Annotated in this window: 24 protein-coding genes and 1 rRNA gene; 24 read left to right on the forward strand and 1 reads right to left on the reverse strand. The window is 29.0% G+C overall.

Going from position 1 to position 24,380, the window contains the following annotated elements:
• Nucleotides 1–20 precede the first annotated feature (20 nt).
• The 14 genes from BLP75_RS15190 (at nucleotide 21) to BLP75_RS15255 (ending at nucleotide 14,399) form a co-directional block, all read left to right on the forward strand.
• Complete coding sequence (locus BLP75_RS15190; RefSeq protein ID WP_092727386.1) at nucleotides 21–1,721, forward strand: ABC transporter ATP-binding protein; 1,701 nt, start codon at nucleotides 21–23, stop codon at nucleotides 1,719–1,721.
• A gap of 2 nt (nucleotides 1,722–1,723) precedes the next feature.
• Nucleotides 1,724–2,554 carry an energy-coupling factor transporter transmembrane component T family protein gene (locus BLP75_RS15195; RefSeq protein WP_092727387.1) on the forward strand — a complete coding sequence of 277 codons (831 nt, stop codon included), beginning with the start codon at nucleotides 1,724–1,726 and terminating at the stop codon, nucleotides 2,552–2,554.
• 231 nt (nucleotides 2,555–2,785) lie between these two features.
• Entirely contained in the window at nucleotides 2,786–3,784 is a 999-nt protein-coding gene (locus tag BLP75_RS15200) for an ABC transporter substrate-binding protein (RefSeq protein ID WP_092727388.1), read from the forward strand.
• Nucleotides 3,756–4,529 (forward strand): ABC transporter permease, encoded by a 774-nt coding sequence (locus BLP75_RS15205; protein ID WP_092727389.1) that lies wholly within the window; start codon nucleotides 3,756–3,758, stop codon nucleotides 4,527–4,529. Before BLP75_RS15200 ends, BLP75_RS15205 begins: the two co-directional genes overlap by 29 nt.
• Nucleotides 4,517–5,194 (forward strand): ATP-binding cassette domain-containing protein, encoded by a 678-nt coding sequence (locus BLP75_RS15210; RefSeq protein WP_092727390.1) that lies wholly within the window; start codon nucleotides 4,517–4,519, stop codon nucleotides 5,192–5,194. The genes BLP75_RS15205 and BLP75_RS15210 overlap by 13 nt, the downstream gene beginning before the upstream one ends.
• Before the next feature lie 72 nt (nucleotides 5,195–5,266).
• Nucleotides 5,267–7,060: an aminopeptidase P family protein gene (locus BLP75_RS15215; RefSeq protein ID WP_092727391.1), complete on the forward strand. Its 1,794-nt coding sequence runs from the start codon at nucleotides 5,267–5,269 to the stop codon at nucleotides 7,058–7,060.
• Complete coding sequence (gene ybaK / locus BLP75_RS15220) at nucleotides 7,030–7,542, forward strand: Cys-tRNA(Pro) deacylase (protein WP_092727392.1); 513 nt, start codon at nucleotides 7,030–7,032, stop codon at nucleotides 7,540–7,542. The genes BLP75_RS15215 and ybaK overlap by 31 nt, the downstream gene beginning before the upstream one ends.
• A gap of 175 nt (nucleotides 7,543–7,717) precedes the next feature.
• Nucleotides 7,718–8,557: a fumarate hydratase gene (locus BLP75_RS15225; protein ID WP_092727393.1), complete on the forward strand. Its 840-nt coding sequence runs from the start codon at nucleotides 7,718–7,720 to the stop codon at nucleotides 8,555–8,557.
• A 12-nt stretch (nucleotides 8,558–8,569) separates the two neighbouring features.
• Nucleotides 8,570–9,115, forward strand: a complete 546-nt coding sequence (locus BLP75_RS15230; RefSeq protein ID WP_092727394.1) for a Fe-S-containing hydro-lyase — start codon at nucleotides 8,570–8,572, stop codon at nucleotides 9,113–9,115.
• Complete coding sequence (locus BLP75_RS15235; RefSeq protein WP_092727395.1) at nucleotides 9,105–10,286, forward strand: NAD(P)-dependent malic enzyme; 1,182 nt, start codon at nucleotides 9,105–9,107, stop codon at nucleotides 10,284–10,286. The genes BLP75_RS15230 and BLP75_RS15235 overlap by 11 nt, the downstream gene beginning before the upstream one ends.
• 146 nt (nucleotides 10,287–10,432) lie before the next feature.
• Nucleotides 10,433–11,137 carry a GntR family transcriptional regulator gene (locus BLP75_RS15240; RefSeq protein WP_092727396.1) on the forward strand — a complete coding sequence of 235 codons (705 nt, stop codon included), beginning with the start codon at nucleotides 10,433–10,435 and terminating at the stop codon, nucleotides 11,135–11,137.
• A gap of 221 nt (nucleotides 11,138–11,358) precedes the next feature.
• A complete protein-coding gene (locus tag BLP75_RS15245; RefSeq protein ID WP_092727397.1) occupies nucleotides 11,359–12,681 on the forward strand; it encodes a PTS sugar transporter subunit IIC in 1,323 nt (440 codons plus the stop codon).
• Between the two features lie 32 nt (nucleotides 12,682–12,713).
• Nucleotides 12,714–14,021, forward strand: a complete 1,308-nt coding sequence (locus BLP75_RS15250; RefSeq protein WP_092727398.1) for a 6-phospho-beta-glucosidase — start codon at nucleotides 12,714–12,716, stop codon at nucleotides 14,019–14,021.
• 63 nt (nucleotides 14,022–14,084) lie between these two features.
• Nucleotides 14,085–14,399: a PTS lactose/cellobiose transporter subunit IIA gene (locus BLP75_RS15255; RefSeq protein ID WP_092727399.1), complete on the forward strand. Its 315-nt coding sequence runs from the start codon at nucleotides 14,085–14,087 to the stop codon at nucleotides 14,397–14,399.
• Between the two features lie 108 nt (nucleotides 14,400–14,507).
• On the opposite strand, the gene BLP75_RS15260 is transcribed toward BLP75_RS15255, so the two are convergent.
• Nucleotides 14,508–15,350, reverse strand: coding sequence for a CvfB family protein (locus tag BLP75_RS15260; RefSeq protein WP_092727400.1), 843 nt, complete (start codon nucleotides 15,348–15,350; stop codon nucleotides 14,508–14,510).
• A gap of 200 nt (nucleotides 15,351–15,550) precedes the next feature.
• On the opposite strand from BLP75_RS15260, the gene BLP75_RS18520 reads away from it, so the two are divergent.
• The 10 genes from BLP75_RS18520 to BLP75_RS15310 all read left to right on the forward strand — a co-directional run.
• Nucleotides 15,551–16,285 (forward strand): GntR family transcriptional regulator, encoded by a 735-nt coding sequence (locus tag BLP75_RS18520; RefSeq protein WP_092727401.1) that lies wholly within the window; start codon nucleotides 15,551–15,553, stop codon nucleotides 16,283–16,285.
• A gap of 12 nt (nucleotides 16,286–16,297) precedes the next feature.
• Nucleotides 16,298–17,428 carry an N-acetylglucosamine-6-phosphate deacetylase gene (gene nagA, locus BLP75_RS15270; protein ID WP_092727402.1) on the forward strand — a complete coding sequence of 377 codons (1,131 nt, stop codon included), beginning with the start codon at nucleotides 16,298–16,300 and terminating at the stop codon, nucleotides 17,426–17,428.
• A gap of 19 nt (nucleotides 17,429–17,447) precedes the next feature.
• Nucleotides 17,448–18,197: a glucosamine-6-phosphate deaminase gene (gene nagB, locus BLP75_RS15275; RefSeq protein WP_092727403.1), complete on the forward strand. Its 750-nt coding sequence runs from the start codon at nucleotides 17,448–17,450 to the stop codon at nucleotides 18,195–18,197.
• Between the two features lie 482 nt (nucleotides 18,198–18,679).
• Nucleotides 18,680–19,219, forward strand: coding sequence for a helix-turn-helix domain-containing protein (locus BLP75_RS15280; RefSeq protein WP_092727404.1), 540 nt, complete (start codon nucleotides 18,680–18,682; stop codon nucleotides 19,217–19,219).
• A 19-nt stretch (nucleotides 19,220–19,238) separates the two neighbouring features.
• On the forward strand, nucleotides 19,239–20,282 hold the full coding sequence (gene potA, locus BLP75_RS15285) for a spermidine/putrescine ABC transporter ATP-binding protein (RefSeq protein WP_092727405.1): 1,044 nt from the start codon (nucleotides 19,239–19,241) through the stop codon (nucleotides 20,280–20,282).
• A 1-nt stretch (nucleotide 20,283) separates the two neighbouring features.
• The gene (locus BLP75_RS15290) at nucleotides 20,284–21,120 is read left to right on the forward strand and encodes an ABC transporter permease (RefSeq protein WP_092727406.1); all 837 of its coding nucleotides are present in this window, start codon (nucleotides 20,284–20,286) and stop codon (nucleotides 21,118–21,120) included.
• A 104-nt stretch (nucleotides 21,121–21,224) separates the two neighbouring features.
• Nucleotides 21,225–21,899, forward strand: coding sequence for an ABC transporter permease (locus BLP75_RS15295; protein WP_092727412.1), 675 nt, complete (start codon nucleotides 21,225–21,227; stop codon nucleotides 21,897–21,899).
• Complete coding sequence (locus BLP75_RS15300) at nucleotides 21,899–22,951, forward strand: ABC transporter substrate-binding protein (protein ID WP_092727407.1); 1,053 nt, start codon at nucleotides 21,899–21,901, stop codon at nucleotides 22,949–22,951. The genes BLP75_RS15295 and BLP75_RS15300 overlap by 1 nt, the downstream gene beginning before the upstream one ends.
• 164 nt (nucleotides 22,952–23,115) lie before the next feature.
• Nucleotides 23,116–23,781, forward strand: coding sequence for a glycoside hydrolase family 73 protein (locus BLP75_RS15305; protein WP_092727408.1), 666 nt, complete (start codon nucleotides 23,116–23,118; stop codon nucleotides 23,779–23,781).
• A 251-nt stretch (nucleotides 23,782–24,032) separates the two neighbouring features.
• Nucleotides 24,033–24,380: ribosomal RNA gene (locus BLP75_RS15310) — 16S ribosomal RNA — on the forward strand; the annotation flags it as partial.

Below are 24,380 nucleotides of genomic sequence, written 5' to 3' on the forward strand. Positions count from 1 at the left end.
ATATATGAAAGGAGGGTTTTATGAGAAAAAAGATAATAGAATTCAAAAATTTTAATTTTAAATATAGAGTTCAAGCAGAACCAACATTAAAAGATATAAACTTAACTATCTATGAAGGAGAAAAAGTTCTTATAGTTGGTCCATCTGGATCAGGTAAAAGCACCTTAGCTCATTGTTTAAATGGATTAGTTCCATTTTATTATAGAGGAGATATGAGTGGAGAATTAAAAATTAATGAACAAGATATAAGAACAAAAAATATATTTGAATTATCTAAAATAGTAGGAACTGTATTACAGGATCCAGATAGTCAATTTATAGGTCTTACAGTAGGTGAAGATATAGCCTTTAAACTTGAAAATTATTGTGTTGAACAAAAAAAAATGAAAGAAAAGGTTGAAAAATCAGCTAGATTAGTAGATATAGATGAAGAATTACAATCATCACCGTATAGATTGTCTGGAGGTCAAAAGCAAAGAGTAACTTTAGCTGGAGTTACAGTTGATGACGTTAAGGTTTTATTATTTGATGAGCCACTAGCAAGTTTAGATCCTGCAACAGGAAAAGGAGCTATGGAGCTTATAGATAATATACAAAAACAAGATAATAAAACAGTAGTAATAATAGAGCATAGATTAGAAGATGTACTTCATTGTGATGTTGATAGAATCGTTGTAATGGACAATGGATGTATTATTTGTGATACTACACCCGATGAACTTTTATCAAGTAATAAATTAGGAGTTGTAGGTGTTAGAGAACCTTTATATATAACAGCATTAAGATATGCTGGATGTGATATAAATCCTGAAATGTCTCCAAAAAGTGTAAAAACTTTAAATATAGAGAACTGCAAATCTAAAGTAAAAGAGTGGTTTGAAATCACGACAATATCTGAAAAGCAAAAAAAATGCGATACAATACTAGAATTACAAGATGTCAGTTTCTCATATTCACAAGAAAAGCAAATACTAAAGGATGTATCATTTAAAATTAATAAAGGTGATATGGTGAGTATTGTTGGAAGGAATGGTGCAGGAAAATCTACTGTATCTAAATTAATTTGTGGTTTTTATAAACCAACTAGTGGAAAAATATTATTTGATGGAAAAGATATAGAAACTGAATCTATAAAATCTCGTTCAGAAAAGATAGGATTTGTTATGCAAAATCCGAATCAAATGATATCTAAAACTAAGGTTTTTGATGAAGTCGCGTTTGGATTAAAAATAAGAGGCGTAGATGAAAATCAAATAACAGAAAGAGTTCATAATGTTTTAAAAACTTGTGGATTATATGGTCATAGAAATTGGCCAATATCAGCACTAAGTTTTGGTCAAAAGAAAAGAGTAACTATAGCGGCTATCTTAGTACTAAATCCAGAAGTAATAATACTAGATGAACCAACAGCTGGACAAGATTTTAAACATTACACTGAAATAATGGAATTTTTAATAGATTTAAATAAAAAAGGTGTAACAGTTATAATGGTAACTCATGATATGCATCTTATGCTAGAGTATACTAATAATGTAATTGTTTTATCAAATGGAGAAAAAATAGCAGATGATAGTGCTACAAATATTTTAACTAATAATGAAATAATACAAAAAGCTAATTTAAAAGAAACTTCACTTCATGAATTAGCTAAAAAATGTAATATAGATAATAGCATTGAATTTGTAAATAAATTTATAGATTATGATAGGAGGGTAAGATAAATATGAATGCAGAAATGTTATCATATATAAAAAAAGACTCACCTATTCATAAGTTAACAGGAGCTACTAAGTTAATTTGTTTCTTACTTTGGACAATAACAGCAATGATAACATATGATACAAGAGTTTTAGTAGGTCTATTTATAATAGGTATTATAGTGTTTAAATTATCTAAAATAGAATTTAAAGAAATTTCATTTGTACTTTATTTTATTCTATTTTTCTTATTTTTAAATACATTATTGATATTTTTATTTGCACCTTATCAAGGAGTAGATATATATGGAACTAGACATGATTTAGTTCACCTTATAGGACCTTATACTTTAACTAAGGAACAGTTATTTTATGAACTAAATGTAGTACTAAAATACTTTGCAACAATACCAATGGCATTACTGTTTATACTTACAACAGATCCAAGTGAGTTTGCTGCATCTCTAAATAAACTTGGTGTAAGTTATAAGGCTGCATATACAGTATCTATAGCGCTTAGATATATACCAGATGTACAAAGAGATTATAAAGATATAGCATTTGCTCAACAAGCAAGAGGTATAGATTTATCAAAAAATGAAAAACTAATTAAAAGAATTAAGAATTCAGCAGCAATACTTATGCCTTTAATATTCTCAAGTTTAGAGAGAATTGATAAAATAAGTCTAGCTATGGAGTTAAGAGCTTTTGGAAATAATAAAAAGCGTACATGGTTTAATATAAGAAGATTTGAAAAACAAGATTATTTAGCAATAACAATATTAATACTATTGCTATTCGTAGCGGTAGCAATGGTAAAAATAAATGGATCAAGATTCTATAATCCATTTATATAATTAAAACGCCAGATATATACTATTTAAAATTCATATACAAAGAAGCTATTTCAATTTTGAAATAGCTTCTTTTTTGTTTTTATAGCTAAATTCATACAATAAATACTTTTAGGATTCATATATTTATAATTAGAGGCTTGCTAATAAATAAAAATATAAATAAAAAGAAGGAAAATTCACTAAATTTAAAGAAATTATTAGATTATAGTAATTTAGAGGGGGAATAAAAATATGAAAAAGTTTATACCGACTATTCTATCTATAGTTTTAGGGACTATGATTTTTACAGGTTGTACTAATGTAGAAAAAGTATCAACAGAAAATAAGAATACAGTAGTAGCTAAAGATGTTAATATTATTACATCAGACGGATTACCTACTATAGCGATATCGAAATTAGCTAAAGAAAAAACAATTATAAAAGAAGGTTATAATATAAATTATTCAATAGAAAAAACACCAGAGACACTATCAACATCTATAATGAAAGAAGAAGCCGATATAGCTATAGTTCCATCAAATATGGCTGCTATAGCTTATAACAAAACATCTAATTATCAAATTGCAGGAACAGTAGGATGTGGATCATTTTACCTTGTTTCTACAGAAAATATAAATGATTTTGATGAATTAGTAGGTAAAGATGTTTGGAATACAGGAAAAGGCCTTACACCTGATTTAACAGTAAAGAGTATACTTAAAGATAAAGGCATAAGTGAAGAAAGTATTGATTTTAATTATGTAAATACGACAAACGAACTAGTTCCTTTATTGGCAACAGGGAAAGCAACTACAGGATTTGTGCCAGAGCCAGCACTAACAACATTGATTGAAAAAAATCCAAAAATAAAAATAATAAAAGGCTTAAATGATACTTGGAAGGAAATCAATAAATCGGAAAATGGATATCCTCAATCCACAATAATAGTAAAATCAAGTTTTGTCAAAGAAAATGAAGAGTTTATAAATGCATTTTTAGGTCAAGTATCAAATAGTATTGATTGGGCAAATAAAAATGGAGAAAAGGCAGGAGAATATGCTAAGGAAATTGGAGCATCAATTCAACCAGATACAATAACTAAGTCATTAGAAAGATCTAATTTAAAATTTATAAAAATACATAATTCACAACAAGACTATAAAGATTATTATAGTAAGTTAATGAATTTTGATGAAAAGTCTTTAGGAGGAAAGATACCTGATGAAGGCATTTACTTTACTGAAAAATAAATTAGGCAAAAATATTGTAGAGGTAGTACTTTCATGTACTATCCTCTTATTTTTATGGGAATGTATTGCTTTATTTATAAATAATGAAATTTATATACCAACACTAGGCCAGGTTTTTAAATCCTTAAATAATTTAATATTAGAAACTGGATTTTTTATAAACATATTCATGACTATAAAAAGAACTATAGTTAGTATTTTAATTTCTTTATTTATAGCTATGCTTATAGGTGTTTCAGGATATATAAGCAGAGTTATTAGAAATTTTTTTAGGCCTATAAATATGATTATACAATCAGTACCTATGATGATTTTGGTTGTACTTGCACTTATATGGTTTGATAAGGATAATGCTCCTTATATTGTAGGTGTATTAGTTGTATTTCCTATATTATATGAAAATATTTTAGGAGCTTTAAGTTCAATTGATAAAACTTTATTAGAGATGTCTAATGTTTATAAATTAGATTTAAAAGATAAAATTATTAAAATTTATTTACCGTCTATAAAGTTTAGATTAGCTACTATAATAGTATCTACTATGTCATTAGGATTAAAGGTTGTTATAGCAGGAGAAGTATATGGACAGCCAGATTATGGAATTGGGAGTATGATACAATTAGAAAAAGTTAATTTCAATACACCTGGTATATTTGCATGGTTGATAATCGTAATTATAATATCTGGAGCACTAGAAATATTACAAAAGCTTATACTAAGGAGAACTTTTATATGGAAGAGATAAGTTTAACTATAAAAAATATAAATAAATCCTATAATGAAAAAGTAGTATTTAAAGATTTTGAAATAACTTTATATAAAAATAAAGTAAATTGTATATTGGGCAAATCAGGTTGTGGAAAGAGTACTCTTTTAAATATACTTAGCAAAATAATAAAAAATGATACTGAACTTTATAGTGAAATAGAAGATATGCAAATAAGTTATATATTTCAAGAAGATAGGCTTATAGACTGGATAACAATTGAAGATAACATTAATTTAGTACTAAAAAATAATTATAAAAAATCAGATAGAGAAAATATATGTAAAAAATACTTAAAAGAAGTAGGCATTTATGAATATAAAGAATATTATCCTCAAATGTTGAGTGGTGGAACTAGGCAAAGAGCTAATATTGCAAGAGCATTTGTATATCCATCTCAAATAATTATAATGGATGAACCATTTAAATCTATAGATATTTCAAGCAAAAAGCAAATAATGAATATTTTTAAAACTATTATACAAAAGGAAAAAAGAACTGTAATATTTGTTACACATGACATTGAAGAAGCTATATATTTATCTGATAATATAAATATATTAGGTGAAACACCTACCGTATCAAAACTTTTTTTTAATGATAAATCAAAATTTAACAAAGAATTGATTGAAAATAGTATATAGATTATATTAATTTGATAGATGAGATAAAAAATAGGCTATAATAATATTGTAAATGAATTAGAGGAGGGCTAAATTATGATAAAAACAAGAATAGAAAAATTAAGAGAATTGATGAAGCAAAAAAAAATATATGCATACATAATACCATCAGCAGATTATCATCAAAGTGAATATGTAGGTGAATACTTTAAATCTAGACAGTTTATGTCAGGGTTTACAGGATCTGCAGGAACTTTGGTTGTAACTTTAGATGAAGCTGGGTTATGGACTGATGGACGATATTTTATACAAGCAGAAAATGAGTTAAATGGTAGTGATATAAAATTATTTAAAATGGGAGAAGAAGGAGTACCAACAGTTGAAAAATACTTAGTTGAAAAAATGCCTAAAGATTCAAAGTTAGGATTTGATGGAAAAGTTATTGGTGCTAAAGAGGGAGAAAACTTAGAAAAACAATTACATTTTAAGAATATAACTATAGAGTATAATGATGATTTAGTAGACCATATATGGAAAGAAAGAACTAGTTTACCAGGTAAAAAAGCATTTTTATTAGGTACTGAATATACAGGAGCGAGTTTTTCTGAAAAACTAAGCAGAGTAAGAGATGCCATGAAAGAAAAAGGTGCTACTGCTCATATAATAACATCATTAGATGATATTGCATGGATATTTAATATTAGAGGAGGAGACATAAAATCAAACCCTGTTGTTCTTTCTTATGCTGTTATAGGTTTAGATAACGTTTATTTATTCATAGATGAAAATAAATTAAATGATGAAATTAAATCTGAGTTACATAAAGAAAATGTCCATATAAAACCATATGGTGAAGTGTATGATTTTGTAAAATCATTTAATTATGATGAGAAAGTGCTTTTAGATCCAGCTAAAGTAAGTTATGCAATATATAGAAATATACCTAAAGATGTTCAAAAAATAGAAAGTACTAACCCTACAATATTATTTAAAGCTATGAAAAATGAAGTGGAGTTAAAGAATATAAGAAATAGCCATATCAAAGATGGAATTGCATTTACTAAATTTATGTATTGGGTAAAAACTAATGTGGAAAAAATGAAAATAACAGAAATGAGTGCAACTGAAAAGCTAGAGCAATTTAGAAGGGAACAAGATAAATTTATAGAACCAAGCTTTTCAACAATAGCGGCTTACAAAGAACATGCAGCTATGATGCACTATAGCGCAACAAAAGAAAGTGACTATACATTAGAAGCAAAAGATTTATTCTTAGTAGATTCAGGTGGACAATATTATGATGGAACAACAGATATAACAAGAACAATTGCACTAGGACCTATATCACAAGAAGCTCAAACTCACTTTACAAATGTTTTAAGAGGAATGATTAGATTATCAAAGGCTAAATTTTTACATGGTTGCAGAGGATATAATCTAGATATATTAGCAAGAGGGCCATTATGGGATATGGGTATTGACTATAAGTGTGGTACAGGTCATGGGATAGGATTTGTGCTTAATGTTCATGAATCTCCAAACGGATTTAGATGGAGAGTTGTGCCTGATAGAGATGATAGTTGTGTACTTGAGGAAGGTATGGTAACTACTAATGAACCAGGAGTATATGTAGAAGGTTCACATGGAATAAGAATAGAAAATGAATTAGTAGTAAGAAAATCAGAAAAAAATGAATATGGACAGTTTATGGATTTTGAAGTTGTAACATTTGCACCAATAGATTTAGATGCAGTTGACAAGACATTGTTATTAAAAGATGAAAAAGAATATTTAAATAAATATCATAAAGAGGTTTATAATAAAATAGCACCATTTTTAAATGATGAAGAAAGAGAATGGTTAAAAGAATATACAAGGGAGATATAGTAGTGTCAAAAGTAAAAACAAATGCAATGAGAATTTTAGACTCTAATAAAATTGCTTATAATATGTATTCATATAATGTTAAAAAAGGTGAGCATGTAGATGGAGTCGAAGTAGCACATCAAATAGAAAAAGATGTTAATCAAGTATATAAAACACTGGTAGCTATGGGGGTTAGTAAAAACATATATGTTTATGTTATACCTGTAAATGAGCATCTAGATTTGAAGAAAGGTGCAAAAGTAGCTAATGAAAAAAGTATAGAGATGATCAATGTTAATGACATAAATAAGTTTACAGGATATATAAGAGGTGGATGTTCTCCTATAGGAATGAAGAAGTTATATAAAACATTTATAAATGAGAGTGCCATAGCATTAGATAGTATAATTGTTAGTGCTGGTAAAATTGGGCATCAAGTAGAACTATCACCTAAAGAGTTACAATCTCTTATAAATGCCGAATTTAGTGATATAGTTAAATAATACTATAAAAATAAAAGGAGGAACCTATCCTCCTTTTATTTTTATGCTTTGATTAATTTTAATAAAATATTTAGAGTATAAATTATTACTTTATAAGTGCTTGTTAAAAATAGTAAAAAATGTTAAAGTTTAAATATAACGAATATTGATAAGAAGAATAATGGGGGATGTTCGTATGAGGGTAATTAAGTCAGATGAAATAATAAAAAAAGTAAAGGAAATTTGCATCAGTGCTAACATTAATTTAGGAAATGATGTATTAAATGCAATTAATGAAGGTATAAAAAAAGAGGAAAGTAGTTTAGGAAAAAATGTATTAAAAGTATTAATAGATAATACAAAGATAGCTAGGGAAAAAAATATACCATTGTGTCAAGATACAGGTATGGCTGTGTTTTTTGTAAAGCTAGGTCAGCAAGTAATTATTGAAGGCGATACAATAGAAGAAGCAATAAATGAAGGCGTAAGGCAAGGATATGAAGAAGGTTACTTAAGAAAATCTGTGGTAGACCCAATTAGTAGGATAAATACTAAGGATAATACACCAGCTATAATCCATTATGAAGTAACTAAAGGTGATGAGTTAGTTATTGAATTCGCGCCTAAAGGATTTGGCAGCGAGAACATGAGTAAATTAAAAATGCTAAAACCTTCTGATGGAATTGATGGGGTAAAGAAATTTATTATAGATGCTGTTTCTGATGCTGGACCTAATCCCTGTCCGCCAATAGTCGTTGGAGTTGGAATTGGTGGTACTGTTGATAAGTGTGCTCAAATATCTAAGAAAGCGTTATTTAGGGATGTAGGAAACCATAATAAAGATGAAAATATAGCTGAATTAGAAATAGAATTATTAAAAAAGATAAATGATTTAGGGATAGGTCCGCAAGGGTTAGGTGGAAATACTACAGCATTGGCTGTACATATAGAAACATTCCCTACTCATATAGCTGGCTTACCAGTAGTAGTAAATATAAATTGTCATGCATCAAGACACAAAAAGGTAATTATATAAGGGGGAAGCTTAATGATATCTATAGAAATGCCATTTAATAAAGAAAAAATAAATAATCTTATATGTGGAGATTTAGTATCTTTAAGTGGAACTATTTACACAGCTAGAGATGCAGCTCATAAAAGAATTATACAATGTATAAATAATGGTCAAAAACTACCCTTTGACTTAAAAGACCAAGCGATATATTATGTTGGTCCTACGCCTAGTAGACCGGGGCAAGTGATTGGATCTGCAGGTCCGACAACTAGCTATAGAATGGATGATTTAACTATACCTTTACTTGAACAAGGATTAAAAATTATGATAGGCAAAGGCAAGAGGGATGAAAAGATAATAGAAGCTATTAAGCATTATAATGCAGTATATCTTGCTGCTGTAGGTGGAGCAGGAGCTTATATATCAAATTCTATAAAATCATGTGAAATAGTAGCATATGAAGACTTAGACTCAGAGGCTATTAGAAAATTAGAAGTTGAAAATTTGCAATTAATTGTAGCTATAGACAGCTATGGTAATAACATATATGAAAAAGGGAGAGAAGAATATGCAAAATAAAGATTATTCAAAATTAGCACTTGATATGCATGAAAATAAAAAGGGAAAAATTAGCTTAGAAAGTAAAGTTAGAGTTGAAAATAAAGATGATTTATCTATAGCATATACGCCAGGAGTAGCACAACCTTGTAGAGAGATACATAAAAATAAAGAAGATGTTTACAAGTATACTTCTAAAGGAAATATGGTAGCAGTTGTAAGTGATGGTAGTGCGGTATTAGGCCTAGGTGACATAGGTGCAGAGGCATCAATACCTGTTATGGAAGGTAAGGCTATATTATTCAAAGAGTTTGCAGGAGTAGATGCTTTTCCTATTTGCTTAAAAACGAATGAAGTAGATGAAATCGTAAATACTGTTAAATTAATGGAACCAGTATTTGGAGGTATAAATTTAGAAGATATAAGCTCTCCTAGATGTTTTGAGGTAGAAGAAAAATTAAAAAAAGAATTAGATATACCTGTATTCCATGATGACCAACATGGTACTGCCATAGTAGTAGCATCAGCTATAATAAACTATGTTAAACTATCGGGTAAAAGAGTAGAAAATTTAGAAATAGTGATAAATGGTCCAGGAGCAGCTGGTATAGCTATAGGAAAAATACTGTTAAGTATGAATGTGAAAAATATAATATTCTGCAATTTACAGGGTGCAATAAGTGAAGATATGGAAGATTTAAACTGGGCTCAGAGAAATATGCTTGAGGTGACGAATATAAGAAATGAAAAAGGGTCACTAAAAGATGTTATAAAAGATAAAGACATATTTATAGGTGTTTCAGGACCTAATATGCTAACAACAGATATGGTAAAAACTATGGCTAAAGATTCTATGGTATTAGCTATGGCAAATCCTATTCCTGAAATAATGCCAGAAGATGCGAAATTAGGTGGTGCTCTTGTCGTTGGTACAGGACGTTCAGATTTTCCAAATCAAGTAAATAATGTTTTAGCTTTTCCTGGAATATTTAGAGGAGCTTTAGATGTAAGAGCAAAAGAAATAAATGAAGAAATGAAAATAGCTGCTGCATATGCAATAGCAAATACAATTTTAGATTCAGAAATTACAGCAGAAAATATTATACCTAATGCATTTAATAAAAATGTTGTAGAAAATGTGGCTAATGCAGTAAAAGAAGCAGCAAAACAAACAAAAGTTAATAGAATATAAAATTATAAAATATTAGACTAGGTAGAATTAATTTTTCCTAGTCTTTAATTTTTGTACGAATTGTAATATACTTTTGACTATAGTATAAAATGACTAGAGACGTTAAAATAAAATATAGACAAATAATTCGAAAGGGGATGATAGTTATGAAGGAACCCATATATAAGAATATAGAAAACTATGTTATGAACTTAATTGAAAGCGGAGAACTAAAAGAGGGAGATTTAATACCATCAGAAAAACAATTAACTGAACGATTTAATGTTACTAGAATGACTGTTAGATCAGCACTTAATAATTTAGTTAATGGAGGTTATATAACTAGAAGACGTGGTGTTGGAAGTATTGTAATAGGAAATAATATTTATGATAATATATCAACAATAAGTGGATTTACTAAAGAGATGGAGAATAAGGGTTATAAGGTTTCTAATATAGTTATAGCATTAGATATAGTCCAAGCTGATGACATACTTAAAGAAAAGTTAAACTTAGATGAAAATGATAACGTTTGGGAGATAAAAAGGGTAAGATTAGCTAACGATGAAAAAGTATCTTATATGGTTACATACATGCCTGTTAAATTATTCCCAAATTTAACAAAGGAGCATTGTAATGGCTCTTTATATAAATACATAGAAGGAGAATGTGGATATAAAATTGCAATGTCTGAAAGAGAAGTTACATCAGTTTTATCAGATGATGAAACTGAAAGTGCATTAGATTTAGAATCAAAAGAGGCTTTATTATATATAGCTCAAGTATGTAAATTACAAAATGGAGATGTTTTTGAGTACTCGCATACATATCATTATGGGTATACACTTACATTAAATGCAGTTCCTAAGTAAAAATAAAAAAGTCGTATTCATTTTGAATACGACTTTTAATTATATTTAGTAATATTTTTAACTAAATTTTTGCAACAATTTTTAATATGTATAAAATAATAAATAAATTTTGAAAAGTATAAAAAAAGTATTGAAATGTATATACATTTAGATTACAATTATATACAAAGAGGTAAGGAAAAGGTTACCTTATTGAAAAAATAGGAGAGTGGGGGAATATTATGGAAAAACTAATGGCTTTCATGGAAAGATATTTAGTTCCAATCGCAGCCAAAGTAGGCTCGCAGAGACACTTAGTAGCAATCAGAGATGGATTTGTTGCAATGATACCTGTAACTATGGTAGGTGCATTTGGAACACTTATAAAAAACTTACCCGTTAAATCATATCAAGCATTTTTAACGGATACATCAATAGGGCAATCGATAGCGGCATTAGGTGGAAACTTATGGTGGGGATCACTTGCTGCGATGTCTTTATTCTTAGTAGTATCAGTAGCTTATTACTTAGCGAAATCATATGAAGGAAATGAGTTACAAGCAGGTCTTATAGCATTATGTGCATTTTTAATAGTATCTCCTCAAGTAGCATCAATAACACCAGAAGGTGCAACTGAAGCTATAGTAGGCTGGGGATTCATACCTTGGGGATATATCTCAACGAATGCATTATTTACGGCAATGATAGTAGCTATAGTTTCTACGGAATTATATGTTAGATTATCTAAAGTATCTTGGTTAACAATTAAGATGCCAGATGGTGTACCACCAGCAGTATCAAGATCTTTTGCAAAATTATTACCAGGTGTAATAGCGCTATTTGTAATAGGTATTATAGGAGTATTAGTAAGCAATTTATCTGGCGGATTATTTATAAATGATTTATTATCTCAATATTTAGCAAAACCTCTAACAGGAGTAGCGGATTCATTAGGAGGAACAATATTCGTTGCATTATTTATACATGTATTATGGATATTTGGATTACATGGTGCAAATATAGCACTTCCAGCAGTAGAACCAATTTTAATGGAATTAGGTGGTAAAAATGCTGAGTTAGCAGCACAAGGTGCAACTCAAGGATATCACGTATTTGCAGGAGCTTTCCTAGATGCATTTGTATACTTAGGTGGTTCAGGTATGATACTTGGGTTGGTAATAGCACTATTAATAGCAGGTAGAAGACGTAAAGATATGATAGCTTTAGGTGGACCGCCAGCATGCTTTAACATAAGTGAACCTATGATATTTGGGATGCCAATTGTATTAAATCCGATATATATGATACCTTTTGTATTAGCACCAGTTATATGTTCAATTGTTGCGTATATGTCTATATCATCAGGCTTAGTACCACCAGTTATAATGGCAAAAATACCTTGGATAACTCCACCAGTATTTGGAGCTATAATGGCTACAGGAAGTATAAAGGGAGGAATATTAGCAGCGGTTAACTTATTAATTTCTGTTGTTGTATACTTACCATTCGTAGCTGCAGAAGGAAGAATGGAAAAAAAGAAATTAGCTGAGCAAAAAGCTAATTAAGAATATAGAATTTAGATTGGATGGTAGCATTTATGAAAAAAGGACTTAAAGTAGTGACAATAGGTGGTGGTTCTAGTTATACACCAGAACTTGTAGAAGGTTTTATAAAAAGATATAAAGAACTTCCTGTATCAGAACTTTGGTTAGTTGATGTAGAAGCAGGTCGTGAAAAACTAGAAATAGTAGGTAATCTTGCTAAAAGAATGATAAAAAAGGCTGGATTAGATATAGACATACATCTAACATTAGATAGAAGAGAAGCTTTAAAGAATGCAGACTTTGTAACGACTCAATTAAGAGTAGGCCTTTTAGATGCTAGAATAAAAGATGAAAGTATACCTTTAAATCATGGTGTGATTGGTCAAGAAACTAATGGTGCCGGAGGCCTTTTCAAAGCATTAAGAACTGTTCCTGTAATACTAGATATAGTTAAGGATATACAGGAATTATGCCCTAATGCATGGCTTATAAACTTTACAAATCCTGCGGGAATAATAACTGAAACTGTATTTAGATATACAGATTTTAAAAATTATATAGGATTATGTAATGTGCCTATAGGCATGAAAAATGGAATAGCAAAAGAATTTGAAGTAGATAGCAAAAGAATTCAAATGAACTTTGCTGGTCTTAATCATATGGTATATGGTTTAAATGTATGTTTAGATGGTGAAGATGTTACAGAAGAAGCGATAGAAAAGTTTACAAACTCTAAAATAACTATGCAAAATATAAAAGCAATAGATTTTAACGCAGAGTTTATAAAAGCTTTAGGAGTAATACCTTGTCCTTATCATAAATACTACTATAAGACTAAAGAAATGTTAGATGATGAACTACAAGAATTTGCTAAAGGAAAGGCAAGAGGTCAAGTAGTTAAAGAATTAGAAGATCAATTATTTGAATTATATAAGGATGAAAATTTAGATATAAAACCACCGCAGTTAGAAAAAAGGGGTGGAGCATATTATAGTGATGCAGCATGTAATCTAATAAGCTCTATATATAATGATAAGGGTGATATACAGGTTGTAAATACTTTAAATAATGGAGCAATTAGGAACTTTAAAGATGATCAAACTGTAGAGGTAAGTAGTATAATAACTAAAAATGGTCCGAAACCGTTATCTATAGGATATTTACCAGATTCTGTTGATGGTTTAGTAAGACAAATAAAATCATTTGAACTTTTAGCTGCTAAGGCAGCAGTTTATGGAGATTATGAAGCTGCACTTTTAGCTCTTAGTACAAATCCTTTAATACCATCAGATGATTTAGCAAAAACAATATTAGATGAAATGATGGAAGCTCATAAAGAGTATTTACCACAATTTCAATAAATGATATTATCACAGTATAATAAATATACAAGAGGTTAGTTTACACAGGGGAGGCACTGACATATGGATGAAAAAATAATAGAAATATCTTTTAATATAATAGCTCATGCAGGCGATGCTAAAGGATTAGCTTTTGAGGCAATAAAAGAAGCTAAAGAAGGTAACATAGAAGCAGCAAGAGAGTGTATAAAAAAATCTAAAGAAGGAATGGTTGTAGCTCATAGATTCCAAACTGAATTAATTCAAAATGAAGCGAGTGGAAATAAGACTGAAATGAGTGTTATATTAGTTCATGCTCAAGATCATCTTATGAATGCTATGAATTTCCAACAATTAGCTGAAGAGTTTATAGATTTATATGAAAGATTAGAAAAATAATATGGTTAATATAAAGACTAGTTGCTCATAGTAACTAGTCTTTTATCATATATATATAAGTTAGCAAGCATAAAAAAATGTTGGCTATATACCAACATTTTTTAGATATTATTTTATGTGTGTACCATTTTCGTCTTGAGATATTAATCCTTTTTTCATTAATACTCCAAGAGTACGTTTAAAGTTTTTCTTACTTGTATTGAAAACTGTGCTAATTTCCTCAGGTGTTGATTTATCGTTAAATCTCATAGATCCATCTGAACCTTCAAGGTAGTTCATTATTTTTGTTTCTAAAGAATCAAGTTCTTCTTTTCTACCTGATCTAGGAGAAAGTCCAAGTTTTCCATCTTCATATATCTTTATAACAGTTAAATCTTCTAAATTATCACCAATTTTTAGTTCACTAAAGTATTCATTGTGAAGGATAACACCAGCATATTTATTACCTACACAAATCATAGCTGAATTATTAGTTTGGAAACCGTAAACTACACCTGAAACTTTATCAGATACATTATACTCGTGATCAGTTGTAAGGTAGCTATCTATATCTGTTGTAGCAGCAAGTCTTCCAGTTTTATCTAGGTATATAAAGAAAGGGTATCTGCATCCTTTTTCTAAATCATATGTTTTAGACTTAAATGGAACTAAGATATCTTTTTGTAGACCAATATCTATAAAACTACCGATTTTAGTATGAGCAACAACCTTTAAGTATGCAATTTCATTTACCTTAGCCTTTGTAGGTACAAGAGTAGCTGCTTTTCTACCTTCAGAGTCTATGTATATAAATGCATCTACAGTATCACCTACATTGATTGTATTTTTGTTAAGTAATCTGTTGTGAAGTAGTATATCATCATTTGTATTATTTGTTTTACCATCTAGGAAGTAACCGAAATCAGTTTTTCTTTTTACTTCTAGTTTATTGTAATCACCTATTTTTATCAAAATTATCATCTCCTTTGTTTTATGCTTAAATAAATTATAAAACATTATTCATAATTTAATATAATAGCATATAAATAAAAAATATAATACATAAATATTTTGTGCAAATTAGTATGAAAGTATTGAAAATTACTACAAAAATAAGTTATAATTGGTATATACCAAAAAGGTATATACCATATAAAAAAGCGGTGATATAAATGGAAATAGTAGATAAAAGTAGTACAACACCTTTACATATTCAACTTAGCTCTATAATAAAAAAGATGATAGAAACTGGAGAGTTAAAAGAAGGTGATTCTATAATCCCAGAACGAGAGCTATGTAATATGCAAAATGTAAGTCGTATGACTGTGAATAAAGCAATTGTAGGTCTAGTATCAGAAGGTTTATTATATAGAGTTCAAGGCAAAGGAACTTTTGTTGCAAAGAACAAAAGAAAATACCAATTCAGAAGTGTAAAAGGATTTACAGATGTAATGAAAGAAAAAGGTATAAATATAAGAACTGATATATTATCTTTTGAAATGGAAGTACCGAGTGAATTAATAAAGAAAAAATTAAATATAGATAATGAAGAAACAAATGTTTATAAGGTTATAAGACTAAGGTATATGGATGGAGAACCTTTTGGATTAGAAACAGTATACTTGTCAGAAGATACATGCAAAGGTTTTACTAAAAAAATGATAGATAATAATTCACTTTATAAAATGTTAAGTGAAAATTATAATTACAAAATACAAAAAGCAGAGCAAACCATGGAACCGATAATGCTGTCAGAAGAAGAGTGCAATATATTGGATGCAGAAGATGGAACTTTAGCACTTAAAATACAAAGAAACTCATACAATGCAGATAATCAGCCTATAGAATATACAATCTCAATATTTAGAAGTGATAAATATCAGTATGAATTAATACTAAGTGAATAGGATGTGGTATATATGAAATGTATAATAAATGGAAAAATAGTTTTAGAAAATCAAATTTTAGAAAATAAGGTTTTAGTTTTCGATGAAACAATACTAGATATAACGGATAAAGTACCACAAGAATGCCAAGTAATTGACGCAAAAGGAAATTATGTCTGCCCAGGATTAATAGATATACACATACATGGGAATATGGGAAGAGATGTAATGAATGGAGATGAAGAATCAATATTTACAATTTCTAAATCAATATCTAGACATGGAGTAACATCTTTTTTACCGACAACTATGACTATGGATGAAGAATCTATAAAAAAAGCACTAGACACTATAAAATATTTGATGAATAAAGATATAGAAGGGGCAAGAGTTTTAGGAGCTCATTTAGAAGGACCATTTATAAATGTAGATTATAAAGGAGCGCAAAATCCTAAATTTATAGTTTCTCCTAGCTACAATCTTATAGAAGAATACAAAGATGTAATTAAAGTTATAACGTATGCTCCAGAAACAGATTCTAATTTTGAATTTACAAAAAAAATTAGAAGAAATACAAATATAGTTTTATCTATTGGGCATAGTAGAGCTAAGTTTGAAGAGGCAAAAGGAGCTATTAACTTAGGCGCTAATAATATAACTCATATGTTTAATGGTATGAGTGGATTAAACCATAGAGATCCAGGTGTTGTTGGTGCAGCATTAACTACAGATGTATTTTGTGAAGTTATAGCAGATGAGATACACATATTAAAAGATTTATTCAAATTTATATTGAAGAATAAAGGTGAGGATAAAATTATTTTAATAACGGATTCAATTGAGGCTGGAGGTTTAGAACCAGGAGAATATTCTTTAGGTGGTCAAAAAGTTATAGTAAAAGATAATCAAGCAAGGCTAGAAAGTGGAAGTTTAGCAGGAAGTGTAATGCCATTAAATAAAATGGTATATAATTTTATGAATAACACAGACTTAGATATAAGAAGAGTTATAAAATTAGCATCTATAAATCCTGCAAAATCTCTAAATATAGATGATAAAAAAGGAAGTTTAGAAATAGGTAAAGACGCAGATATTGCAATATTTGATAAGGATATAAATTGTTATATGACAATAAGTGATGGAAAAGTAATCTATAAAAAATAATCTACGGGGGTCAACAAAAATGAGAATATTAGTTTGTAAAAATTATGATGAGATGAGCAAAAAAGCAGCTCAGATGATATTAAGTCAAGTTACATTAAAGCCAAATTCAGTATTAGGTTTAGCGACAGGAAGTACTCCTATAGGCATGTATAAAGAATTAGTAAAAATGTATAATGAGAAGCTGATTGATTTTTCAGAAGTAAGTACATTTAATTTAGATGAATATTATAATTTACCTAAAACAAGTGATCAAAGTTATGATTATTTTATGAGGGTAAATCTATTTAATCATATAAATGTAAAAAATGAAAATATACACATACCAAATGGAATGGCTTCAAACGTAGAGTTAGAATGTGAAACATACGATAAGCAAATAAAGGAATCTGGTGGTGTAGATATACAAGTACTAGGAATAGGGCACAATGCACATATTGGATTCAATGAGCCTACTATAAATTTTGAAAGAGGAACTCATCTAGTGGACTTAAAAGAGAGTACGATAGAGGCTAATGCAAGATTTTTTGAAAAAATAGAAGATGTACCTAAAAAGGCTATAACTATGGGTACAGGTTCAATATTTAAAGCTAGAAAAATAATGTTACTAGCATGTGGAGACAGTAAAGCAGATGCTATATATAATACTGTTTATGGAAAAGTAATACCAGAAGTTCCAGCATCTATATTACAATTCCACAATGATATAGTACTTATACTAGATGAAGCAGCTGCAAGTAAATTAAATCCTGAAGATTATAAATTAGTTTAATTAAAATACAAAAGAGCATTTTATAGGGTTTATATATACCTATAATGCTCTTTTTATATTTGTAAAAAATATAAATAAATATAAAAATAAGCAAAAACCAATATATTAATGAAAAAATGTAAACTATAAGTTATATCTAAAAAAAATTAATATATTTTAAGGTGAACTAGAATTTATTATTAAGTAAAAAAAGCAAGCAATCACAAATAAATATTGCGAAATTTATTAAATCTAAAAAAAACATAAATATTTATATAAGTTAGAGATACTAAACTTTATGAATATTAATATAAACACTCTTTATAGAATAAATGAGACAAAGTGTTTAAAATGCTAGATTTCTCTGTTTTAGTAAAAAATAAAAAAATATTCAAAAACTATTGAATTATAACATAAACTTTTATATAATAAGTTTTGTTGTTTAGATATTTTAAACATTAGGTTTAGTTATAATAACAAAATAAAAATTAGGAGGTGGAAGTATGGATATCGGTGAAAAAATAAAACGAATGAGAATCGAAAAACAACTGACCCAGGAAGAGTTAGCTAATAGATGTGAACTTTCAAAGGGGTTTATATCTCAATTAGAAAATAACTTAACATCACCATCCATTGCTACCCTTATAGATATACTTGAAATATTAGGTACAAATTTAAGGGAATTTTTTAATGAAATAGATGATGAAAGAATCTGTTTTACAAAAGATGATATGTTTGAAACAGAGGATGAAGAATTAAAGTATACATTTAAATGGCTGATACCAAACTCACAAAAGAATGAAATGGAGCCTGTAATAATAACTTTATATCCAGGTGGGCAATATAAAGAGGAAAAACCCCATGAAGGTGAAGAGTTCGGCTATGTACTTGCAGGTGCAGTATATGTTCATATAGGTGATAAAAAGAGTAAGGTAAGAAAAGGCGAAAGTTTTTACTTTAAACCAAGAGCAAATCACTATATATCTAATGCAGGAAAAACAACTGCAAAAGTGATTTGGGTAAGTACTCCGCCGTCATTCTAGAAAAGAGGTGTTAATAAAATTGGAAGAAAACATAATAGAATTAAGAAATTTATGCAAACAATATGATGATTTAAAAGTATTAGATAATTTATCTTTAGATATAAAGAAAAATGAATTTTTAACATTACTAGGACCAAGTGGTTGTGGAAAGACAACAACTTTAAAAATTATAGCAGGATTTGAATATGCAGATGAAGGAAAAGTTTTATTTGAAGGTAAAGATATAAATGAGATACCACCATATCAAAGACCAGTAAATACAGTATTCCAAAAATATGCTTTATTTCCACATATGAATGTATATGAGAATATAGCATTTGGATTAAAAATAAAAAAAATGCCTAAGGATCAAATAGATAAAAAGGTCAGAGAAATGTTAAAACTAGTGGCATTAGAAGGTAAAGAAAATAGAAAAGTTGATTCATTAAGTGGTGGGCAGCAGCAAAGAATTGCTATAGCAAGAGCACTAGTAAATGAACCTAAGGTACTTTTACTTGACGAACCTTTAGGAGCGTTAGACTTAAAGCTAAGACAAGAAATGCAAATAGAATTAAAAAGAATGCAACAAAAACTAGGAATAACTTTCATATTTGTAACACATGACCAAGAAGAAGCTCTTAGTATGTCAGATACTATAATAGTAATGAATAAAGGTCAGATACAACAAATGGGTACACCAGAAGATATATATAATGAACCTAAAAACTCTTTTGTAGCAAGATTTATAGGTGAAAGTAATATATTTGATGGAATAATGTTAGATGACTACAAGGTTGAGTTTTGTAATAAAACTTTTGATTGTGTAGATAAAGGCTTCAATAAAAATGAAAATATAGAGGTTGTAATCAGGCCTGAAGATATAAAAATGGTTAAACCAGAAGATGGAATGTTAAAGGGAAAAGTTACATCTACCGTATTCAAGGGAGTTCACTATGAAATAGAACTTGAAGAAAATGATAGAAAGTGGATACTTCACAATACTAAAACCGCTGAAGTTGGATCAGAACTAGGTATGGATATATATCCAGAAGATATCCATATAATGAGAAAAGAGAGTAATTAAAATGAAGAAGAAATCTTTTTTAGCATATCCATATGTAATATGGAGTGCAATATTTATTGTAATCCCTTTAATACTAGTAGTATTTTTTAGTTTTTCACAAGAAACAGATAATGGATATATTTTTTCACTACAAAACTATAAGGAATTAATGGACCCGATATATTTTAAAGTATTTTTTAGATCAATAATGTTAGCGGGAATATCAACTTTAATATGTCTTGTGGTAGGATATCCTGTAGCCTACATAATATCAAAAGCTCATGTAAGTAAAAGAGGAACTTTAATATTATTATTTATCCTTCCTATGTGGATGAACTTCTTACTAAGAACATATGCGTGGGTAGCGATACTTGGTAAAAATGGACTTATAAATTCGTTCCTTGGATTCCTTGGAATAGAACCAGTTGGCATACTATATACTAATTTTGCTATATTACTAGGAATGGTTTATAACTTCTTACCATTTATGGTTTTACCAATATATACGTCTTTATCTAAAATGGATAATGATTTAGTAAATGCAGCTAGAGACTTAGGTGCAAATGGTTTACAAGTATTTACTAAAGTTATATTCCCACTTAGTTTACCAGGTGTAGTATCAGGAATAACAATGGTGTTTATGCCAGCTGTTACGACTTTTGCTATATCAAGACTATTAGGTGGAGGTAAGTTTATGTTACTTGGAGACTTAATAGAACAACAATTTACAGTAGTTGGAGATTGGAACTTCGGATCTGCTGTTTCCATATTTATGATGATAGTAATCCTAATATCAATGGCTGTAATGGCTAAGTTTGAAGATGAATCTGACAAGGAAGGCGGTGGGTTATTATTTTAAGGTTAAAGAAAGCAGTATCTAACATATATTTATTTTTAGTGTTTATCTTTTTATATGCACCAATATTTGCATTAGTAGTATTCTCTTTCAATGATTCTAAATCAATGGCTCGCTGGGGAGGATTCACTTTTAAATGGTATGAAAGATTAATTCATAATGAAAGTATAATGAGTGCTTTATACTATACTTTAATAGTAGCATTCCTTTCATCTATAATAGCAACAATGATAGGTACGATAAGCGCGATAGGTATACACAAAATGAGACCTAAAGGAAGAAAGTTAATGCTAAATATAAACTATCTTCCAGTATTAAATCCGGATATAGTTACTGCAGTAGCATTAATGAGTTTATTTGCTTTTATAAACATAGAATTTGGATTTACTACAATGCTTTTATCACACATAATGTTTAATATACCGTATGTGATTTTATCAGTTTTACCAAAAATAAAGAGTTTACCTCAAAATATAGAGGAAGCAGCAATGGATTTAGGTGCAACGCCAATGTATGCACTTAGAAAGGTAATTTTACCTCAAATAAAACCAGGTATAATATCTGGGTTTCTGATTGCATTTACTATGTCAGTAGATGACTTTATAATAAGTTTCTTTAACACAGGAAATGGGGTTAGTAACCTTTCAATAGAAATATATGGTATGGCTAGAAGAGGTATAAAGCCTGAAATAAATGCTTTATCAACAATAATGTTTGTAGTAGTTTTAGGATTACTTTTACTATCTAACAAGAAGCAATCTATAGTAAGGAGTGGTGAATAATGAGTAGAATGAAAAAAGTTATATCACTAATGACTATAGGTGTTCTTACATTGAGTTTAACAACCGGATGTAAAAAATCTACAGACTCTAGAAAAGTACTTAATGTGTATAATGTCGGAGATTATATAGATGAAGAACTTATTAGTAAATTTGAAAAAGAAACTGGTATAGATGTCCTTTATGAAACTTATGATACTAACGAGATGATGTATCAAAAGGTTAAAAGTGGTAGCACGAATTATGATTTAGTATTCCCATCAGACTATATGGTTGAAAAAATGAAGAGTGAGAACTTAATTCAAAAAATAGATTTCAATAATATACCAAATATAAAGTATATAGATAAGTCATTTTTAAATCCTATATATGATGAAACTAATGAGTATAGTGTACCTTATATGTGGGGAACATTCGGGATACTATATAATAAAAAAATGATAAAAGAACCTGTAGATAGTTGGGATATATTATGGAATCCTAAATATAAGGGTAATATAATGATGTTTGACTCAGTTAGAGATACTATGGCTATAGGTCTTAAAAAGTTAGGATACAGCATAAACACAACAAATCCTAAAGAGATAAATGAAGCTAAAGAAGTTCTAATGAAACAAAAAGATTTAGTTATGGCTTATGTAAATGATGAAGGAAAAGATAGATTATTAGGTGAAGAAGTTGCTATGGGTATAATATATTCAGGTGATGCAGTAACGTTAATGGATCAAAATCCCAATTTAGACTATGCTATACCTAAAGAAGGTACTAATAAATGGGTAGATGCAATGTGTATTCCTAAAACGGCTCAAAATAAAAAAGAATCTGAAATGTTCATAAACTTTTTATTAGATCCAGAAAATGCGAAGGTTAATGCAGAATATATAGGATACTCTATTCCAAATACAGGAGCATTAAAGTTATTAGATAAAGAAATTACTTCAAACCCTGTTGCTTACCCATCTAAGGAGCTATTAGATAAGTGCGAAACATTCGTAGATTTAGGTAGTGATATAAAGGTATATGATAGAGCTTGGATAGAGTTAAAATCTAAGTAAATTTAATATATAATATAAAAAGAGTAGATTTTTTTCTACTCTTTTTATATTATATAATAATAAATTAGTTTGTATTGAAAGTCTTCTCAAATAATAAAATATAGAAGACTTTTTTTATTTTCTCGATAATATAATTAAGATAGTTTAAAGATTAGGAGGCACGAATGGGAAAAAAAAGAATAAAGCACTTAGGAAAAAATAAAAAAATAATAAATAAGTTAAAGTTATATAGCAAAAAAATAGGTATCACTGCATGTGTATTATTAAGTATAGTGGCACTATTTTTAATTACAAAAGATTTAGAGACAAAAGAATTAGAGGAGAAAAAAGAAATAGAATTGGCATTAGATAAAGATAAAACAAGTTTTATAAAAAGTATTGAAAAAGGCGCTAGGAAAAGTTATAAAAAATACGGCATATATCCATCCGTAACTATAGCCCAAGCGATACTAGAATCTGGATGGGGTCAATCAAAGCTATCCACAGAAAGTAATAATATATTTGGAATTAAAGCAGATATAAGTTGGAATGGAGATTATGTAGAAGTAATAACATCCGAAAATTATGATGATACAATAACTGCAAAATTTAGAAAGTATGAAGATATAAACAAATCAATAGAGGATCATGCTAAATTTTTAGTTGAGAACCCCAGATATGAAGAATGTGGAGTTTTTAAAGCTAAAAATTATAAAGATCAAGCTCAAGCATTAGAAGATGCAGGTTACAGCACCAAACAAAATCAAAATGGCGAATTTATATACGCCGATATGTTAATAGATATAATAGAGAGATATGGTCTTCATAAAATAGATAATGCATATAGATAAAAAGTCATTTATATAGACCGTAAAGTATATTTGAAGCTAAAATTTAATAAATTTTAAAAAATTTAGATAAAAATATTGACCTATTATAATAAAAATGTTAGTATAATAAATGTGCTCAATAAGAGCAAGTAAGAACTTTGAAAATTAAACAGTAGGTTAATTTATAGAAACAAACATAATTCTTTATAGAATTAAACACAAACAACCAAGCCAGATATTCAGATAATGATTAGCTGAGCAATGGACAACTTTTATTTGAGAGTTTGATCCTGGCTCAGGATGAACGCTGGCGGCGTGCCTAACACATGCAAGTCGAGCGATCTTCTTCGGAAGAGAGCGGCGGACGGGTGAGTAACGCGTGGGTAACCTGCCCTGTACACACGGATAACATACCGAAAGGTATGCTAATACGGGATAACATACTTTTATCGCATGGTAAAAATATCAAAGCTCCGGCGGTACAGGATGGACCCGCGTCTGATTAGCTAGTTGGTAAGGTAACGGCTTACCAAGGCGACGATCAGTAGCCGACCTGAGAGGGTGATCGGCCACATTGGAACTGAGACACGGTCCAAACTCCTACGGGAGGCAGCAGTGGG

The sequence above is a fragment of the Romboutsia lituseburensis DSM 797 genome (assembly GCF_900103615.1).
GTDB classification, from domain to species: Bacteria; Bacillota; Clostridia; order Peptostreptococcales; family Peptostreptococcaceae; genus Romboutsia_F; species Romboutsia_F lituseburensis.

What these genes read in the sequence shown, in the direction of transcription:
- BLP75_RS15190 (WP_092727386.1), top strand. Translation starts at nt 21, where the DNA reads ATGAGAAAAAAGATAATAGAATTCAAAAATTTTAATTTTAAATATAGA.
- BLP75_RS15195 (WP_092727387.1), top strand. Translation starts at nt 1,724, where the DNA reads ATGAATGCAGAAATGTTATCATATATAAAAAAAGACTCACCTATTCAT.
- BLP75_RS15200 (WP_092727388.1), top strand. Translation starts at nt 2,786, where the DNA reads ATGAAAAAGTTTATACCGACTATTCTATCTATAGTTTTAGGGACTATG.
- BLP75_RS15205 (WP_092727389.1), top strand. Translation starts at nt 3,756, where the DNA reads ATGAAGGCATTTACTTTACTGAAAAATAAATTAGGCAAAAATATTGTA.
- BLP75_RS15210 (WP_092727390.1), top strand. Translation starts at nt 4,517, where the DNA reads ATGGAAGAGATAAGTTTAACTATAAAAAATATAAATAAATCCTATAAT.
- ybaK (WP_092727392.1), top strand. Translation starts at nt 7,030, where the DNA reads ATGGTTAAAAGAATATACAAGGGAGATATAGTAGTGTCAAAAGTAAAA.
- BLP75_RS15225 (WP_092727393.1), top strand. Translation starts at nt 7,718, where the DNA reads ATGAGGGTAATTAAGTCAGATGAAATAATAAAAAAAGTAAAGGAAATT.
- BLP75_RS15230 (WP_092727394.1), top strand. Translation starts at nt 8,570, where the DNA reads ATGATATCTATAGAAATGCCATTTAATAAAGAAAAAATAAATAATCTT.
- BLP75_RS15235 (WP_092727395.1), top strand. Translation starts at nt 9,105, where the DNA reads ATGCAAAATAAAGATTATTCAAAATTAGCACTTGATATGCATGAAAAT.
- BLP75_RS15240 (WP_092727396.1), top strand. Translation starts at nt 10,433, where the DNA reads ATGAAGGAACCCATATATAAGAATATAGAAAACTATGTTATGAACTTA.
- BLP75_RS15245 (WP_092727397.1), top strand. Translation starts at nt 11,359, where the DNA reads ATGGAAAAACTAATGGCTTTCATGGAAAGATATTTAGTTCCAATCGCA.
- BLP75_RS15250 (WP_092727398.1), top strand. Translation starts at nt 12,714, where the DNA reads ATGAAAAAAGGACTTAAAGTAGTGACAATAGGTGGTGGTTCTAGTTAT.
- BLP75_RS15255 (WP_092727399.1), top strand. Translation starts at nt 14,085, where the DNA reads ATGGATGAAAAAATAATAGAAATATCTTTTAATATAATAGCTCATGCA.
- BLP75_RS18520 (WP_092727401.1), top strand. Translation starts at nt 15,551, where the DNA reads ATGGAAATAGTAGATAAAAGTAGTACAACACCTTTACATATTCAACTT.
- nagA (WP_092727402.1), top strand. Translation starts at nt 16,298, where the DNA reads ATGAAATGTATAATAAATGGAAAAATAGTTTTAGAAAATCAAATTTTA.
- nagB (WP_092727403.1), top strand. Translation starts at nt 17,448, where the DNA reads ATGAGAATATTAGTTTGTAAAAATTATGATGAGATGAGCAAAAAAGCA.
- BLP75_RS15280 (WP_092727404.1), top strand. Translation starts at nt 18,680, where the DNA reads ATGGATATCGGTGAAAAAATAAAACGAATGAGAATCGAAAAACAACTG.
- BLP75_RS15290 (WP_092727406.1), top strand. Translation starts at nt 20,284, where the DNA reads ATGAAGAAGAAATCTTTTTTAGCATATCCATATGTAATATGGAGTGCA.
- BLP75_RS15295 (WP_092727412.1), top strand. Translation starts at nt 21,225, where the DNA reads ATGGCTCGCTGGGGAGGATTCACTTTTAAATGGTATGAAAGATTAATT.
- BLP75_RS15300 (WP_092727407.1), top strand. Translation starts at nt 21,899, where the DNA reads ATGAGTAGAATGAAAAAAGTTATATCACTAATGACTATAGGTGTTCTT.
- BLP75_RS15305 (WP_092727408.1), top strand. Translation starts at nt 23,116, where the DNA reads ATGGGAAAAAAAAGAATAAAGCACTTAGGAAAAAATAAAAAAATAATA.